The organism is Paenibacillus vini (assembly GCF_018403325.1).
In the GTDB taxonomy this organism is placed as follows: Bacteria; Bacillota; Bacilli; order Paenibacillales; family Paenibacillaceae; genus Fontibacillus; species Fontibacillus vini.
This window is the reverse complement of the sequence record NZ_BOSL01000004.1, coordinates 339859-357818: the sequence shown is the minus strand read 5'-3', so window position 1 is coordinate 357818 and position 17960 is coordinate 339859. Positions and strand designations below refer to the sequence as shown.

The 17960-nt window shown below is 51.7% G+C and carries 14 protein-coding genes; 4 read left to right on the top strand and 10 right to left on the bottom strand.

Annotated elements, in window-relative coordinates; translation table 11 throughout:
• Positions 1 to 59: 59 nt before the first annotated feature.
• From KJS57_RS09030 to KJS57_RS08995, 8 genes are read right to left on the bottom strand one after another with little or no spacing between them, the layout of a single operon-like run.
• Positions 60 to 722, bottom strand: coding sequence for a hypothetical protein (locus tag KJS57_RS09030; RefSeq protein WP_211022259.1), 663 nt, complete (start codon positions 720 to 722; stop codon positions 60 to 62).
• Positions 719 to 1264, bottom strand: a complete 546-nt coding sequence (locus tag KJS57_RS09025; RefSeq protein WP_213654499.1) for a PilN family protein — start codon at positions 1262 to 1264, stop codon at positions 719 to 721. Before KJS57_RS09025 ends, KJS57_RS09030 begins: the two co-directional genes overlap by 4 nt.
• On the bottom strand, positions 1261 to 2226 hold the full coding sequence (gene pilM, locus KJS57_RS09020; RefSeq protein WP_213654498.1) for a type IV pilus biogenesis protein PilM: 966 nt from the start codon (positions 2224 to 2226) through the stop codon (positions 1261 to 1263). The genes KJS57_RS09025 and pilM overlap by 4 nt, the downstream gene beginning before the upstream one ends.
• Complete coding sequence (locus KJS57_RS09015) at positions 2196 to 2945, bottom strand: prepilin peptidase (RefSeq protein ID WP_213654497.1); 750 nt, start codon at positions 2943 to 2945, stop codon at positions 2196 to 2198. The genes pilM and KJS57_RS09015 overlap by 31 nt, the downstream gene beginning before the upstream one ends.
• Positions 2945 to 3418, bottom strand: a complete 474-nt coding sequence (locus KJS57_RS09010) for a prepilin-type N-terminal cleavage/methylation domain-containing protein (RefSeq protein WP_213654496.1) — start codon at positions 3416 to 3418, stop codon at positions 2945 to 2947. Before KJS57_RS09010 ends, KJS57_RS09015 begins: the two co-directional genes overlap by 1 nt.
• Positions 3419 to 3440: 22 nt before the next feature.
• A complete protein-coding gene (locus KJS57_RS09005) occupies positions 3441 to 4649 on the bottom strand; it encodes a type II secretion system F family protein (protein WP_213654495.1) in 1209 nt (402 codons plus the stop codon).
• Between the two features lies 1 nt (position 4650).
• Complete coding sequence (locus KJS57_RS09000) at positions 4651 to 5700, bottom strand: type IV pilus twitching motility protein PilT (RefSeq protein ID WP_213654494.1); 1050 nt, start codon at positions 5698 to 5700, stop codon at positions 4651 to 4653.
• Positions 5697 to 7385 carry a GspE/PulE family protein gene (locus KJS57_RS08995; protein ID WP_213654493.1) on the bottom strand — a complete coding sequence of 563 codons (1689 nt, stop codon included), beginning with the start codon at positions 7383 to 7385 and terminating at the stop codon, positions 5697 to 5699. Before KJS57_RS08995 ends, KJS57_RS09000 begins: the two co-directional genes overlap by 4 nt.
• 264 nt (positions 7386 to 7649) lie before the next feature.
• On the opposite strand from KJS57_RS08995, the gene KJS57_RS08990 reads away from it, so the two are divergent.
• From KJS57_RS08990 to KJS57_RS08980, 3 genes are read left to right on the top strand one after another with little or no spacing between them, the layout of a single operon-like run.
• A complete protein-coding gene (locus KJS57_RS08990) occupies positions 7650 to 8129 on the top strand; it encodes a type IV pilus modification PilV family protein (RefSeq protein WP_213654492.1) in 480 nt (159 codons plus the stop codon).
• 3 nt (positions 8130 to 8132) lie between these two features.
• On the top strand, positions 8133 to 8618 hold the full coding sequence (locus KJS57_RS08985; RefSeq protein WP_213654491.1) for a prepilin-type N-terminal cleavage/methylation domain-containing protein: 486 nt from the start codon (positions 8133 to 8135) through the stop codon (positions 8616 to 8618).
• A 10-nt stretch (positions 8619 to 8628) separates the two neighbouring features.
• Positions 8629 to 9900, top strand: a complete 1272-nt coding sequence (locus KJS57_RS08980; protein WP_213654490.1) for a hypothetical protein — start codon at positions 8629 to 8631, stop codon at positions 9898 to 9900.
• 98 nt (positions 9901 to 9998) lie between these two features.
• Here the strand turns inward: KJS57_RS08980 and KJS57_RS08975 are convergent, their stop codons facing one another.
• A complete protein-coding gene (locus KJS57_RS08975; protein WP_211022270.1) occupies positions 9999 to 11390 on the bottom strand; it encodes an L-cystine transporter in 1392 nt (463 codons plus the stop codon).
• 223 nt (positions 11391 to 11613) lie between these two features.
• Here KJS57_RS08975 and KJS57_RS08970 point away from each other — a divergent pair, with 223 nt between their 5' ends.
• On the top strand, positions 11614 to 12315 hold the full coding sequence (locus KJS57_RS08970; RefSeq protein WP_244861459.1) for a 4'-phosphopantetheinyl transferase family protein: 702 nt from the start codon (positions 11614 to 11616) through the stop codon (positions 12313 to 12315).
• A 103-nt stretch (positions 12316 to 12418) separates the two neighbouring features.
• Here the strand turns inward: KJS57_RS08970 and KJS57_RS08965 are convergent, their stop codons facing one another.
• Positions 12419 to 17959 carry a non-ribosomal peptide synthetase/MFS transporter gene (locus KJS57_RS08965; protein WP_213654489.1) on the bottom strand — a complete coding sequence of 1847 codons (5541 nt, stop codon included), beginning with the start codon at positions 17957 to 17959 and terminating at the stop codon, positions 12419 to 12421.
• Position 17960 lies beyond the last annotated feature (1 nt).

The window sequence follows — 17960 nt, the reverse complement described above, 5'->3', positions numbered from 1 at the left end:
GTGGCGAGAGACTGCCCCGCCTATGGGTAACAGTCTCCCGCTATTTTTTCAATATTAAACTAAGGATTGTTTGGAGCCCGATAGAAGGTGGAAATAGAGATCGAGACTGCCTTTTCCAAGCCTTCGTTCCCTTCTCCGAAACTGAAGGACTGGACAACATAAAGCCGTTCCGCTTGCTGCAAACTCGCAGCAAACTGCTTCGCTTGAGGAAGCGACGCACTGAGCCGGACTTCCGCCCGTACCGGGGACAGCCCGACAGCTAACAAGTTGGCCCGGTCCATCATACCGCTGAGCGCAAGGCTCAAAGCCATCTCAGCCGGTTTACCAGACGCGGCCAAATCCTCGGCAGCACTGGTTCCGGTAGCCGATTCTCCCCCTGCCGCATCAGTACCGAACGAGATCTCCTTGATCATGGCTCCAGACGCTTGACGCGCCGTCTCCAAATCGCGCAGGATCCCTTCCTGATCGAGCGATTCCGGCACTACCTTCTTGTTGGCCGTCTCATTGCCGGCCGAATTCTTAACTTCATCGCGCTTATTCTTAACGATCGATTCCGTCGCTTGCAGAAATTTCAGCTTTTCATTGCTCTCTGCAAGCAATGTTTTTGATTCCGATAAAGCAGGACGATACCAAAACATATAGAACAATCCGGTCAACAAGATGATTAGGAACGCGATAGCCAGGACACTTACGAACCTTTTATCGGCAAAACCTTGCTTCATTCGGCATTCCCCGCTTTCACAGGAGTCTTCCCGGGCGTCAGTTGAAACGATCCGATAAATTGAGTCCCTTGCTCTCTAAGAGATTGGATAAAGACGGCTCCCGCCCCTGATCTTTTTTGGATCGCAACGGAGTAGGCTCCCGCCTCGGTCAGACCCGGAAACGAACAGGTCCAGGCTAAACTGCCGTCCTCATTCAGCTTCACTGTTTCTAACGTGCTGCCGGACGACAGGGGCGATTCCAGTTCGGTCAGTAAAGCATCCAGGTCGGGGCGAAGCTTCCTGAGCGCTTCAATCATATCCCCGGCATTTCCATGCAGGCCTTCGCTTTGCCCCAAGGTTTGAAGCTCACTCTGCAGTTCGCTTTGCTTCTGTTCTGTCGCTGCCAGCTGTTGTCGAGACGACTCCGCCGAGTCGAGCGAATCTACATACCCTACAATAAGAAAAGCGGCTAGCCCGAGCCCCACTACGATCAGAGCCAGCGGAACAATCAATAACGAAAGGGTCGAGCGTTCTTTTGGGGGAAGCAGGTTAATTTCGATCATGATTTCCCCACCCCTTTCAGGGCCAAGCCAAGAGCCACTGCATAGCTGTCCCGATTGTCCAATTCCGCATTGGCGAAGTATGGAGACAAATCGACTTCGGACACCCGAATCTGTTCAAAAGATTCGACTAACCTGTTCAATATAACCGGCTTATCCGGCGCATTCCCGGTAATGACGATATCCTGAACCCGCTCGTTGCCTTCATGCAGCGTATTTTCATAAAAGTTGATGATTCTGGCGACCGAAGAGACAATTTCGCTATAACGCCAAGTATTCAAACTATCCTCGGACACCGTCTCCAAGGGAAAAGTGCGGACGAAGTCCGGAATTCCCCGGTTATATAAATAAACTTCCGCTTCCTTCGGTTTGAAATTAATCGCCATGATGTTGTCTTTTTTCAGCATATCCGAGCGGCTCATCACCCGCATTAACGATAAGGTCTCCAGGTCAACGGAGATCACTCGAAGGCCCGCCTGCTCAAGTACGGCAACCATATCCGCGATCATCGGACGCGGCACCGCGGCGACAAAAGCCTGCATAGTTCCTTCGGGCTCCTCACCGTCATCCGTCCAATGATAATCAATGATCGGATCGTCGAAGGGAAGTCGAATACTGCTCTCCACTTCCAATTCGGTTACGCGGCGAAGCTGCTTGCGCTTCACTTTCGGCACCCGGATTAACCGGATGAAGGATTGTGACGTTGGAGCCGCAAGATGAACCTTGCTGCCGGACAGACCATTTTGTTCTACCCAGGGCTTAATCATTTCCGAATAACGGCTCAATTCCGGAACTCCGTCTTCATCGATTACATAATCAAGGGGAAGCATCCCCGCCTCTTCAGCCAAACCCAGCTTCGGGTTATAGCGAACGAATCTGATACCGTCTTCATCGACCGTTATCCCGACAGCTGTCTTGGATGTGCGTCTTTTCATTAATGATGTATTAGATTTGTCAGATACCAATCGATGATCTCCTTTCCGTACATGTATACGATCAGGGAACCGAAGGCCAGATAGGGCCCGAACGGAATGGTCTTCCTTTTCTTGTTCCCTCCAGAGGCTTGTTGAAGCAGCCCTGCCAGCAAACCGATGATACTTCCGAAAAACAAGGCCAGCAACACACCGGGAAAGCCCAGTACCCACCCTAAAACGGCCAGCAGCTTTACATCCCCCATTCCCATGCCGCGCCCTGAACTTAGGATCGCCAGCAAAAGGAGAATACCGCTACCGCAGACTGCGCCGAGGAGGTGCAGCCACAACGGCTCAGGGCTAGCAAAGGGCACCGCTGCCAGCAGTAAGACGCCGAAAACGAGCAATGCGCCGTTTGGGATAATTCTGGCAGCCAGGTCGGTGATCGTGATGAGGACGCACAGCGCCGTCAGTAATGCACCGACCGCCCACACGCCCGAGAAGCCGAAGCGCAGGTGCATAAAGGCGAACAGCGCCGCCGTCAATAAAGCGGCGGCGCTGTCGGCAGCTAGACGCCGGCGGGTCGGCCCGGCGTACCAAGCCGGCACTGCGGCCTTGGCGCCGCCGGCCTCAGGCGGCTCGCCTGCAGGCGCTGACGCAGCTGCGGCTTGCGGCGGTGCCAGCAAGCCGCGCCGGGCGAGCAGCACGCGAGCCAGGTAGGCAAGCGCGTAGCCGGCGGCTAGGCCTAGGACAAAATAAATAGTTAATCGCATTATTTTGTTGCTGGAGGTGTTGCGGGTGTGGAGCCTTCTGCACCCTTATTACTTTCTTTCAAGTCTTTTGTTGTGAATGTCACGGGTTTGCCGTCGTTCAACGTCAAAGTTACAACAACTTCTGATTCAATATTCAATTTATCTAAATTAACAGATGTGTTATCCTTGCTCAATTCTTTGCCATCCTTAGGGTCTGTTAACCCTTTTTGAATATACTCGCCATCCTCTAGTTGTTTTAGAGTAACCGTATCCTTTATCTCTCCATTATTATTTGCAATAGAGTACAGCTTAGCTGCTTCTAAAAGCTGATTTGCAGTCGCAGTCCGCGCATTGTCCTTCGTGTTATTAATCAAACCGGTAATCAACGGTACTGCAATTGCAGCAATAACCCCAATAATAACGATAACGGCGAGCAATTCGATCAATGTTAGGCCTTTTTCTTCTTTTCTTAATCTTTGAATAAGTGCAGTCATTTAGATAACCTCCCAATTGTATTTAGCTTATATTTCCATAAAGGGTCAGCATCGGGATCATAATGGAAGCCATGATGAAGCCCACGACGCCTGCCAAAAGGACGATCATAATCGGTTCGATCAACTGCTTGAGCTTGTCCACGCTGTTTTCTACATCGCGTTCGTAGAAGTCGGCGATTTTGCCAAGCATGGTGTCGATGGAACCGGTCTCCTCGCCAACCACGATCATTTGCGTGACTAGCGGAGGAAAAATCCACGATTTGCGAAAAGGCTCGGATAACGGGCGCCCCTGACGCAATGAGTTCTGAGACTCGTGAATGGTCGCCCCTATTACACGATTACCCACGATCTTCTCCACAATCGCAAGCGATTGGAGAACCGGAACGGCGCTGGCATACAGAGAAGACAAAGTGCGCGTCATTTGGGCGATGGCGCTCTTGCGGTTCAGCAAGCCGAACACCGGAACCTTTAGCTTGAAATAGTCCCAGGCATAAGCTCCTTTCTCCCAGCGGAGAAGAAGATAGACGCCCGCCGCGATCGCCATTGCGACCAGAATCCACATATACCAATGCGTTTCCAGGCTTCGGCTCATGGCTAATGTCATTTTCGTAATGGCCGGAAGCTCGCCGCCCAGCTGCGTGAACATCGACTGGAATCGCGGAATGATGAACTTGAGCAAAAATATGACCACCGCCACGGCCATCACAGCCACGATGAGCGGATACGTCATCGCCGACTTTACCTTTTCCCGGGTATAGTGGGCTTTTTCAAAATATACGGCCAGCCGCTCCAGTGTATCCTCCATACTCCCCGACTCTTCCCCCGCCCGAATCATATGGACGAAGATGGACGGGAAAATCCGGGGATAGGCCGAGATCGCCCCCGAAAAGGTACTTCCCTTCCGAAGCTCGGATGTTACCTCGCTGAGCGTCTTCTTCAGAGCCTTGCTCTCGGATTGCTCGGCCAAGACGGCCGTAGCGTCAACGATCGAGATTCCCGCCCGGATCATCGTTGCAAACTGTCGGCAGAAGACGACAAAATGTTCATTTTTGACCGGACTGCCGATATAAAAGTCTTTATTCCAAACGTTCTCCCGCTTCTCCTGAAGCTTGGTTACGATAAATTGCTGCCGCTTCAGTTCCGCAAGGGCGGTTCCACGGTCAGCTGCCTGAATGACGCCCTTTCGGGTCCGCCCCGCGGGATCTCTGCCCTGATATATAAATTGAGCCATATCACATCTGTCCTTCCGACAAATACTCCCTCGCCGCAGATTCATCTACCGTGCCTTGACGAAGCATTTCCCTGATGTCCATTTCCAAGGTGTGCATGCCGAGTTGAACATTTGTCTGCATGACGCTCTTAATTTGATGCACCTTCTCCGTGCGGATCAGATTGCTTACCGCCGGCGTATTCAGCAGTACCTCAGTAGCGACAAGTCTTCCTTTACCCGTCCGGGCCGGAAGCAACCGCTGAGACAATACGATAATCAGCACCGACGCGAGCTGTATCCGGATTTGGCCCTGCTGCTCCGGCGGGAATGCGTCGATGATCCGATCAATCGTCTGCGGGGCATCAGCGGTATGAAGCGTCGCAAAAACCAGATGGCCTGTCTCCGCAGCTGTTATAGCGGTCCGAATCGTTTCCGGGTCCCGCATCTCCCCCACCATAATGATATCGGGGTCCTGACGCAGCGCCGCCCGTAGTCCATTGCCGAAAGAGTGGGTATCGAGACCGACCTCACGCTGATTGACAATGGACCGCCCGTGGCGGTGCAAATATTCTATCGGATCTTCAAGTGTAACAATGTGCTTGCTCTGCGTCTTGTTGACATAGTCAATCAAAGAAGCAAGGGTTGTTGATTTGCCGCTCCCTGTAGGTCCCGTTACGAGGAAAAGGCCTTGCGGCTTCTGTGCCAGTTTAAGCAACACCGGCGGCAGTTTCAGCGTCTCGAAAGGGGGCACCGTGGGCGATATAACTCGAGCAGCAATACACATGGAGCCTCTTTGCCGGTACACATTGATACGGAATCGGGATATGCCGGGAACCCCGTAAGAGAAGTCCACCTCGCCGTTATCCAGAAACTTACTGTACTGGGACTCATTCATAATCGTCCGCGCATACTCCTCCAGCATGGCCGGGGATGCTGCATCCCTGTCCATACGATGCAGCATCCCGTCAATCCGCAACACCGGCGGCGAGTTGACGGTCATATGCAAATCCGATGCCCCTGATTCCTGCGCCTCTGTAAGCAATGAGGCAAAATATTGTTCAGCGTCGCTCATTGCCTCACCTCCTCTTCATCACCGGCTTCACGGAGAATTTCCTGCAGGGTGGTGTGCCCTGCGATCATTTTTTCGATGCCGTCTTCGAACAAGGTTCGCATACCCAGCTTCGCCGCATGTTTGCGAAGTTCCGTAATCGGGGTTCCATTCACGATCGAATCGCGCAATTCATCATCGATCCAAAGAACCTCGTGAATGGCCATCCGCCCCCGGTACCCGCTTTTGCCGCATGTGCCGCAGCCCTTGCCATGATGCAGCTTGTCCACCGTGATCCCCAGACGTTCCAGATAGATCCGCTCTTTGACATCCGGAACGTATGCTGCAGCGCAGTCCGGACAAATCCGGCGAACGAGGCGCTGGGCTACCACGCCGATTAGTGAAGAAGAAATAAGATAAGGCTCAACTCCCATGTCTCTTAGACGGACAATGGTGCTGACCGCGTCATTCGTATGAAGCGTCGAAAAGACCAAATGCCCGGTGAGCGAGGCCCGGATCGAAATTTCCGCAGTTTCATAGTCACGGATTTCGCCCACCATGATGATATTCGGATCCTGTCTGAGAATGGAGCGAAGCCCTTTGGCAAAGGTCAGGCCGGCTGCAGGATGAACCTGCATCTGGTTCACGCCCTCCAGCATATACTCCACCGGGTCCTCAATCGTAATGATATTGTTCTGCTCCCGGTTCAAATGCTGCAGCGCGGAGTACAGCGTGGTCGTTTTACCGCTGCCGGTTGGCCCCGTAAGCAGCACGATCCCATGCTGTTTCTCGATCATTCGCCGGAACAATCCCTGGTTGTGCTCGGTCATTCCGAGCTTGTCCAAGGCCTTAACTCCCGTAGCAAGATCGAGCAGCCGCATGACGACCTTCTCTCCGTGCACTGTCGGCAACGAAGAAATCCGGATATCGATCTGCTTGCCGTCGATCATCATCTTGATTCGCCCGTCCTGGGGAAGCCGGCGCTCGGCGATATTCAGATTCCCCAGAATTTTCAGCCGGGCCGTTATAACGCCTTGCATCGTTTTGGGAATCGACCGTTCGCTCCGCAGCATCCCGTCGATCCGATACCGGATCGCCACTTGGGTATCCATCGGATCAACGTGAATATCACTCGCTCCCAGCCGAACGGCTTGCTCGATCATCTGATGGACAAGCCTTACGACCGGGGACTCCTCGTCCGTAATGACGGACTGCTCCACTTCAATCGGTCCATCTCCGGATCCCAGATCCTTGATCATTTCATTCATAGAGTCCTGCAGACCATACAGACGCGCAATACCACGCTGCAGCTCGCCGCGGGCGATGATCGCCGGCTCAATCGTAAACCCGGTGCTCATCCGTAAATCATCAATGACGAACAAATCCAAAGGGTCTGCCATGGCAACCATCAACTTCCGGCCATCTACGCGGATCGGCATCACCTGATATCGTTTGGCCATCGTTTCAGGAATAATTTGGCTTAGTTTAGGGTCGATTTGAAACCTTGACAATGTAACATGCGGAATGCCAAGCTGGAATTCCAGCACTTCGATCAATTGATGCTCTGTAAGAACTCCCTGTGACAGCAAAACGTCACCGAGCTTTTTTTTGGTGCTTCGTTGCTCTTCGAGTGCGGTTTGTAATTGCGCTTCCGTAATTATCCCGGATTCAAGAAGAAGTTCACCCAGACGTTTTTTGATCGTGTACATGTTTCACACCCTCTTATTTGAGTAGAAATATCTAGTAATTACAGGCGGAGACTGAATCGTAGTCAGAAATGATTAACAAGATTACGTAGGGTACTATAATTGAGGAAAATAATAGTAAACAGCATTTGTAATGATTATATACCTTTTGACTTATTGATGCTATTATAAAATAGTACATTTTACCTATTTTTCTAACAATTCTCCTTCTGATGAATCAAGTTTCGACACTACATCTATGAACACCGATGAGAGCGAGGAATTGTAATGAATAAGTTACATCTGCGCACAAAAAAATCCCTAGGATCCACGATCGCTAAGGAGGATGGCTTGACGCTGATTGAAGTAGCGATAGCGTTAGTAATAATCTCGATCGTCAGTTTATATTTTCTATCCTATTTTACGAACAGCGAGGCTCAGAGCAAACTGACCAACCAAAAGCTGTCGGCCACCCATCTCGCCAATGCCGAGCTGCACAAAGTTCAGGCAATACCCTTTAACGATCTGGAGGGGCGACTAACCGCTTCCAACTGTACGCAGCTTCCCGAGCAAACCAGTAATGAAATTTATGTCATTGACACGCAAATTTGCCGAAACCATCCTAAATATACCTCAAATCCTGATGTTTTGTACATTACTATTACAACTTCTTGGGCTCCAGATAAAGACCAGCCAGGACAATACAAGCACAAAGTCTCGATCGTCGGCGCAGCCAAAAAGAACTATGCGATTGACGGGGGGAAATAAACTATGAACAGCCGGACCTTTAACTTCCGCAAAGAAGACGGACTCACCCTGGTTGAATTGCTCGCCGCTCTAGCCTTGGCGGGGCTGCTATTGATACTTATCTCTACCATTCTATCAACCTCGCTTCTCGCTTATGGAAGAGTCAATCACGAAACCGAGCTCAGAAACAAGGCTATCACTCTTAGCGCCGCACTACAGGCCAAGCTAAAGAATACTGTCTCCGTCTCATCTCCGGATATGTCATCTATCAATGCTGAGGTCATAACAGATGTGATGAGTGATAGTAGTTCACCAGTGTCCTTAACCTTAAAAGACGGTGGCTTGTATGACAAAAACGGAAAGCTTTTTAGCGATAGTGAGCTTGATTTGACGGGTTCTTATTTTATCAAGGCTAATAAGGAATTACAGATTCATCTATGGTGCCGCCTCGCCGGCGAGAGCAAGATGGAACCCCTTTATTTGTTCGTCTCGATCAAATTAATTTCGTGAGGTGATAGAAATGAAGCTGAAGAGCGGCAAAAACGAACAAGGCTACGCCCTCATATCCGCCCTATTTCTTATCGTCATACTGGTCGTCATCGGCACGCTTGTCATGCGCAACGTAACGAACTCCCAAGGGATGGTCAACGTTTCCTCCGACCTGATGGCTGCACAAGCCGATGCAGAGACCAAGCTTCTTGTGAAACTTGCTGAAGTCCGGGGCGCTGTAATGACCTTGAAAGAAGAAGAGAAAATAACTCTTAAAATGGTTGGAAATAAAGTTCAAGAGGCAGCCTCACCCTATCTGGATGAGCGGACTATTAATTTGGATGAAGAGAAATTGAAATACTCCGCTGTCATCACTATGGAAGGAAGATCGGGAAAAATCACCCAAACCGCAAGTAAAAAGATTGAAATTACGTTGTCTTACGTGCCGAAGGATCCTCCTACAGGCGGTGGAAACGGCGGATATGCCGTAGTGAGCCAAGGGGCGGTGATGCTGAACGGCGGCATTATCGAAGGTAATGTTTATGTGGCTGGAGGGTTTCATAATAATAATTCCACGATCAAAGGGCAGGTCCTTACGTCGACTTCTTCCGTGCAAGGAATTACTCTACCGGAGAGAGTCGAGGTCACTAGCCTTATTGCCAAAGTGGACCAAGAGGCTAGTAAAATTAAAGGTTCTTTACCGGCCCAACCTTCCGAGCCTGATAATGAAGTTAAACAGAGTTTGAATTACTCTACTTCAAAGTCATTAAAATCTTTTAAATTGATGCAAAAGACTTCAATAACTGTTGACGGTGATCTGCTTATCACCGGTGAGCTTACGATGGAATCCGGCTCCACGATCACGGCAACCGGCAATATAATTATCGAAGGAAACCTCCTCGTGAACGGAGGAGAAGTTCATCTCAATGCCGGCTCCGGTAAATTTATCAGGGTAAAAGGAACGACCAATTTCAACAGCGATCCGAAGGTGATTATCTCGGGAACTCTGTATACGAATCACATCAATCTGCACGGAACCCTGCTGGCCGGGAATGTTTATGTCGGAGGCTCCACTACAGGTACGTTATCCGGTTATAATCAGTTCGCTTTATATGACGCCGGCGCGCTCGTTATGGGTGGTAAAAACAAAGCCGAGTTAACAGGCCTTCTGTACTCCAACGGTTCGATTACCCTCAACGGAAATAGTGATCTTACTATCCACGGCGGAGGTTCCAGCTCCACTCCGGAACCAAGCGAACCTCAAGAAATATATTTTGACGAAAAAAACATGGTTATTGAATAGGTATCCCAACCAGTATTTCCAACCACATCATCAGGCTTCTCCATCGCAAATAAATAAACAGCCCGGAGCACTCTGCTCCGGGCTGTTTATTATATTTATTAAGCCTGCACGACATCCAGATCCACGTTCCGCTTGAACACGTCCTGATCGTTCTCGCCGAGTACCTTGCCGGTGATGACGCCGGCCGTAATCGAGTCGTTGACGTTGAGTGCCGTACGGCCCATGTCGATCAATGGCTCAACGGAGATCAGCAAGCCTGCAAGAGCTACCGGCAGGTTCATCGTGGACAACACGATCAGCGAGGCGAAGGTTGCGCCGCCGCCCACGCCGGCTACCCCGAAGGAGCTGACTGTGACGACCAGGATCAGCGTCAGGATGAAATCCCAGCTGAGCGGGTCAATGCCGACGGTCGGTGCGATCATGACGGCCAGCATGGCCGGGTAGATACCGGCGCAGCCGTTCTGGCCGATCGTTGCCCCGAACGAGGCCGACAGGTTGGCGATGCCTTCCGGCACGCCCAGACGCTTAGTCTGCGTTTCCACATTCAGTGGAATAGTCGCGGCGCTGGAACGCGAAGTAAAGGCAAATACGAGCGTTGGCAGTACTTTTCTCACGTATTGTACCGGATTGTATCCGAACAGTGCCAACAGAATCAAATGAATGATGAACATTACGATCAAGGCGACGTACGAAGCGCCCACGAACTTGATCAGCTTCAGAATTTCTTCCGGATTCGTCGTAGCGACCGTATTGGTGATCAGCGCCAGAATCCCGTAAGGCGTCAGCCTGAGCACCAGCGTTACGATTCGCATAACGACCGCGTAAACCGCGTCTACTATTTTACGGAAAGTGTCCGCTTGTTCCGGTTTCTTTTTATCCAAGCCCAGAACGGCTACTCCAATAAATGCTGAGAAAATAACGACCGCAAGCGTCGAAGTACTGCGCGCTCCCGTCATATCCGCGAAAGGATTGGTCGGGATGAAATCCAGTATTTGCTGAGGAATCGTTTTATCGGCTACATCGCCCACGCGTTCCTCAAGCTTCGCTCCACGAGCTTGCTCCTTCTCGCCGGCTTCGATTTCGATCGCTTTCAGATCAAAGCTCAAGCTGGTTACGATACTAACTGTTGCGGCAATTGCCGTCGTTATCAAAAGCACCGCGATGATGAGACCGGTCATTTTACCGAGGTTTTGCTTTCCCTTCAGCTTCATGATCGCCGAGATAATCGATACCATAATCAGAGGTACAACGATCATTTGCAGCAGTCCGACATATCCGCGTCCCACCAGGTTGAACCAGTCCGTAGACTTGGCCAGCACTTCCGAATCCGCCTGGTAGATCAACTGAAGAATAACTCCGAAGACCAAGCCGAGGCCCAGACCGGTAAACACCCGCTTTGTAAAAGATATATGCTTCTTCTGCATCCAGAGAAGAACGCCTAGCAGCACGAGCATAACGGCCACGTTAATGATAATTCTCAATGTTTCCATCTTCCGATTCCCCCTATAGAACCTATGAATGTTGATGACTGCAGTATGACTGATCAGTTTCACAGACGTATCATAACATAAATACAAGTAATTTTATAGGATTAATTTATTTGAAAATTTTCCTGCTAATCATTACCCATAAATTAGGTGATAAATACATAGCGGTAATCGTTTGGTATACTATCTATATTGGAAAATTCCGATCCGAAATAGGAGAAAAAGTATGAGTATGATCCAAGTTTACGGCGTTAAACTGACTCAGGAGCCTGATCCGCTGCTGGAGCACAAACTCCTTGAGGCGTTGCCAATTGAGAAACAGGAGAAAATCCGCAGGTTCTTTCACCGGGCTGACGCTTTGCGCTGTATGACGGCCGACATTCTATCCCGGTATATGATTTGCCGGACTCTCGCTATTAAAAACAGCGAAATCCAACTACATGTGAACCCTTTCGGTAAACCGCTGTTATCCGGGAACACCGGATGTCATTTCAATCAATCCCATTCGGGGCAATGGATTGTCGGCGCCCTTTCGGCCTCTTCTTGCGGCATCGATGTGGAAGAAATCCGCGAACCGGATATGGACGTGGCGGAGCATTGCTTTGCGGAACAGGAATTTCGCGATTTACAAAAGGTACCCGCCGACCGCAGAGCAGAGTATTTTTTCGACTTGTGGACGCTTAAAGAAAGCTACGTTAAAGCTTCCGGGTTCGGCTTGTCGGTCCCCCTCGATTCCTTTGCCATCCGAAAACAACCTACCGGCATCTCGCTGAATACGGAGCAAGAATTTCGGAATTGCCGCTTCAAGCAATATTCTATAGATCCTGCCTATAAATTATCTGTTTGTGCGGAAGGCGGTAATTTCCCCGAGCATGTGGAACTTATCGGTCAAGAGCAGCTTTATATTGATTTTATGAATTATTTATAGCAAAAATTATTAATAGCATTATTAAAAACAGACTACCCCGGGCATTGACATGCCGAGGTAGTCTGTTTGAGTTAATTGGAACAGTACAATCTAATCTTTCGCATCATACTTCCAACGAATGTCCGGAGGCCACGGAGGAAGGATTATTTCTCACCTGGCTATCCAGCCGGGCTTGCAAAGTATCCCGGTCCTCAATGATCGCATCGGGCACGGCATCCTCCATGTCGTCTTCCATGTTGCGTAGCGGCTTAAAGTTAAAGCCGGCAATCGCCCAGCCCATGACAAGGACGCCGACGCAAATGATTAACAGCCCAATCCCCCGGCCCTGACCTGCGCCAATAATCGGCCCCAACACGCCGGCGAGCGCACCTCCGGGGTTCATCGCCGTGTTGAACACAGAGTCGGCCAACGTACCGGCAAGCAGGTAACCTATCGGCATGCTGGACATCGCGATCATCTGGTTCGTCGCCAGCACCCGGCCCTGAAGCTCCAGTCCCACTTTGGTCTGAATCAGTGACTGCCAGTGCGTGTTTACGAGCGTCACGGAGAACCAGATTCCGAACACTCCTGCGGCGGTGAGGATGACATTGGGACGAAGTCCGGCAAGGATCATGAAGAGCCCCTCCAGAATAACGAAGCCGACCATTCCCGTCGCCATTCGTTTGGTTCCGCCCCAAATACTCATTAATAACCCGCCGGTCATCGCGCCGATGGCACCCAGCGTAGTCACCGCTGCAAGATCCGGCGCCGAGCCGAAGGACAATACCAACGGCTGGATCAGCACGGTAGCCAGGCCGAACAAAATGTTACCTATTAAGAAAAAGGCGATCATATACATCATACCCGGCCGTTTGACAATAAACTTCCATCCCATCAGCACTTCTTTCACGAACGTTTCTTCTCTTTTACGGAAAAGGGTGTTCGGGAATCTTACGATAGCAAGCGTTGCAATCGCCACCACGAAACTCAGAAAATCGAGAATAAAAATGTTGGCCATTCCGATGGTAGAGTACAACGCGACACCGACCAACGGGGCTATCATTTCGCTGCTTGAGCTGGCCAGCTGCACGATACCGTTCGCATGTCCCAGATACTGCTTCGGAATAATCTGCGCGATCGAAGCAACAAAGGCGGGCCGGTGGAATGACCGGGCCACGGAACCGACTGCGGAGGTCACGTAGATATGCCAGATTTCAAGCGATCCGGTAGCCATTAGCACCGCCATTACTGCGATAGGGACCGCCATCATAATATCGCTAAACAGCATTACCAGCCGCCGGTCGTAACGGTCAACGATCGCGCCCGCAATCGGCAGAACCAGAATGCCGGGAATGAGCGAAGCGGAGGAAATGGCGGCAAAATCCCCCACGGCTCCGGTCTGGGCGAATACCCATACCCCTAGCGCAATACCTGTGAGTCCGGATCCAAGAACCGAAAACAACTGACCGAAAATAACCAGGAAAAACATATTCAGATTCGGGACTGCCGGTTTCTTTTTGGCAACCGTGCGCTCCGCACCTTTCGCTCTCTGGGGCGAATTTGTCCTTGGAGACGGTTCGTCCTTTTCAAGGACGATATCATGAATCCAGCGGGTCACTTGATCCGCCTGATGCTTGATAAAATAATGTCCGGATTTCGGAATCACGATCAGATCCACCCGGTCGCTGAAATACTCCCATTCTTTGTACCGTTCCTCATACAACTCGGTGGCCCGGTCCTTTTCACCGATGACGCAGGTGACGGGACAACTGAGCTTCGGCCACCCTTTCTCCGCATATGCACCTGTATAATAGTCTTCGCTCTCCCGGGCGTCATGCCGCAGACAGCGGATCATGAAATCCCGCTCCTCAAGGTCCTCCACCTCCGTAAACCCGCCGAGCGCCTTGAGAAAGGCGTGATACGACTTATTGGACATGCTGCGGTCGGACGGGAACAGCTTGGAATACCAGTCAAAGAACCGGCCGGGAATGCGGGCAATCGGGAAGGTTCCGCCCAGAAATACCCGCAACAGTGGGTACTGCTCCTCATCAAGCTGTCTTGCGATTTCCATCGTCAGGGCGCCGCCCACACAGTGCCCGTACAGCACAACAGGACCTTTCACCGCATGTTTAATCTCCTCGATGCACTGGCGTGCCACTTCCCGGATAGACAGCAGCGGCTCATCCTTGCGGCTGTAATCGTGACCGGGCAAATCCAGTGCATACAGGTCAATGTTCTCCGGCATTTGCACGGCCAGCGGCTGATACGTAATGGCGCTGCCTCCCGCATAAGGAACGCACACCAGCGAGAAATCGGTCCGGTTCCCCGGGCGATGCTGCGTCAGCTTGTGCAGCAAGTGACGGTCCGAAGGCTTTCCGGCGTCGATATATTCGGCCAAGGTCCGGACGGTCGGATGCTTAAAGAAATCCATGATACCGATCCAGTCGCCCAGCCGTCTTACCGCCTTCAGAGCCTTGAACGATTCGCCGCCCAGTTCGAAAAAGCCGTCGTCTATGCCGAACGTCTCCAGGCCTAGAATGTCCTTCCATACTTCATACACGGCTTTTTCCGTGGCCGTCCGCGGGGCTTCGCCCCCGTTCCCTGCTCCCGCCATGTTTGGAAGCTCCATGGCGTCCAGTTGAGAAACGTCTACTTTACCGTTCGGGTTCAAAGGAAGGGCGTCCAGTTCCACGATCAATGCAGGAATCATATACTCCGGCAACTTATCCTTAAGCAGCCGTTTGAGCTCGGCAAGCGGCTGCTCAACCTCCGAATCTCGCCTGTAAACCAGATAGGCGACGATCTTTTTCTCTCCGGCAGCAGTCTCCTTAAGCCGGACGGCGGCATCGGCGACAAAAGCAAATGAAGTCAGTACCGCTTCGATTTCCCCCAGCTCGATCCGGTAACCGCGAATTTTAATCTGGCGGTCCATCCGGCCTACGATTTCCACGGCGCCATCACGCAAATAGCGCACCCGATCGCCTGTCCGGTACAAAGTACCTCCCCCATCATCCGCTACGAACGGATTCGGCAGGAAACGTTCCTTCGTCAGCTCCGGCCTGCCGTGATATCCCCGGGCAACCCCGGAGCCGCCGATATACAGCTCCCCGGGCACTCCAACCGGCACCGGCCGGAGCCTGCCGTCGAGGATATAGCGGCGCACATTGCCGAACGGATAGCCGATCGGCACATGGACAGACCGGTGTTCCGGTACCTCGTCCGGAATCCGGTAGGCGAAGGCCGATACAGTCGTCTCCGTCGGACCATAATGATTTTCCAATCTGACATCCGGACGTAACGCTTTGATGGTTCTCACAGTTTCCCAGCTTAAAGCTTCACCCGCTAAAATCAGAATTTTCCGCGGAATGACCTTTTCGGGATTCACAGCCTCAAGCAGCACCTCGAAATGACTCGGTACCACCTTCATCACATCGATCGCATGGTTTCCGAAGTAGCCCGCCACCCCGTCAGGATCGCAGGACAGCTCGTAAGACAGTACATGCAGTGTGCCGCCGGTACATAAAGCGCCGAACACATTACTCATCCCGAGATCCGCCGCGAAGGTCGAAGCCATGGCGAAGCTAAGCGGCTCCGTTAAATCCAGACGGCCGATCAACCCTTGGATGTAGTTGTGGAACTGGGCCAGTTCCACTGCGACCCCTTTCGGAGCCCCGGTCGTTCCGGATGTGAACACCATATACATCAGATTGGACGCATCCGTTGCCAACACCGGATTATCGTCACCGAAAGATTGCAACGTGCTATTCGAGACCGGTTCGTCCATAACAAAGACGGTGATATCGGATCCCGGCAGTTCGAGGTCCATGGCTACTTTGCTCTGTGTCAGAAGCATCCCCATGCCGGACTGGAGCACCATGGAAGCCAGCCGATCTTTTGGATACGAAGGATCCAATGGCACAAAGGCGCCTCCCGCTTTCAACACGGCGAGCATAGCGATGACGAAATCTGCGGAGCGCTCCATGTAAATACCTACCGTCACTTCAGGCCCGATCCCCTGATTGCGGAGGTAATGGGCCAGGCGGTTGGCGCGCGAATTCATTTCCCCGTACGTGCAGGAAATCCCCTCAAACACCAGGGCCGGATGATTCTCCCTGGCGGCTGCCTGTGCCTCGATTTGCGAAACGACATGAAAGCCATCTACATAGTCAGCCGTATCTCCAACCCATTCTTCAAGCAATTGAAGACGCTCTCCACCGGTAAGCAGCTGTATATCTGCAAGTACCTGATCCGGAGATGCGCAGGTACTGTCGAGCAAATGAACATAGTGGTCAAGCATTCTTTGCACGGTCGATTCCAGGAACAGGTCCACACTGTATTCCACCTGCAAATTATGTGCATTAGCCGAAAAGGTGAGGTCGAACTTCGAACTGTTCGTGGGCACCGAACTGCTGAACCGGAGCGGAAACTCCTCCGCCTCCTCCCAACCCACATGCATGTTCTGCAGGACAAACATCACCTGGAACAAGGGGCTGCGGCTTAAATCCCTATCGATCGTCAACAATTCGATCAGCTTGTCCAACGGGAAGTCTTGATGCTCCTGCGCTTCAAGGGCGAGCTGCTTGACCTGCCGCACCGTCTCTCGGAAGGTGGAAGACTCGTCAAGCCGAATTCGAATCGGCAGTGTGTTTACGAAAAAGCCGATGTTCGGCTCTATTTGCTCCATGCTGCGATTCGCCGTCGGGGAACCGATGATCAGATCGGTCTGCCCGGTATAACCGTACAAAAGCACGGCGTATGCGGCGAGTAACAGCATGTAAGGCGTGACATCTTCGTCTCTGCACCATGCCTGCAACCGGGAATGGAACCCCTCCGGAAGCGGCTTGATGATATGAGCGCCACGGGAAGACTTCACCGGCGGGCGCGGCAGATCGGTCGGAAGCTCCAGCACCGGAAGTTCTCCCTGGAATTGGCGGAGCCAGTATTCCTTATGGTAATCCAGCTCCGGTCCCTCCATGAATTTCCGTTGCCAGACTGCATAATCGGCGTACTGTATAGCCAAAGGCGGTTTCTCCATAGCCGGAGCCAGACTCCGGCCTAACGCCATGTAAGCCTCTTGAATTTCGCTCATGATAATGCCGAGCGACCAACCGTCGCATGCGATATGATGAATATTCAGCAATAAGTAATGATCCTGCTCGCCCAACTTGAATATATAAGCCCGGATGGGCAGCTCACTCTCCAGTTGAAAGGGGATAGCGGACTTCTGTCTAACCATCGCTTCCAACTCAGCACTTCGTTCTCCCCCATCGAGATGATAAACCGGCAAGTCCAACGGTGTGAAGGGCTGAACCACCTGAACCGTCTCTTCTCCCGAGGCCTTATAAGTCGTACGCAAAATTTCATGACGCTCAATAAGCTGGTTTACGGCTTGCTTCAGCCGGTGAATATCTAGTTCCACCGGGATATTGAACAAGCAAGGAATGTTGTATGCCGGGCTGTCCGGCTCCCACTGATACATGAACCAGAGTCGTTCTTGGGAATAAGAAAGCGGAAATTCATGAAAAAAACGGGGGCCAACCCGGGGCAGCGGCTCGATGACCGGTCTGGTCCTCGCCTGTCCCGTTCCCTTGGCTTTGATCTTATCCAGCAATTGCTTCCGCTTGTCCGGCGGCAGCATGCCGATCCGTTCCATCAACTCGCTCAAA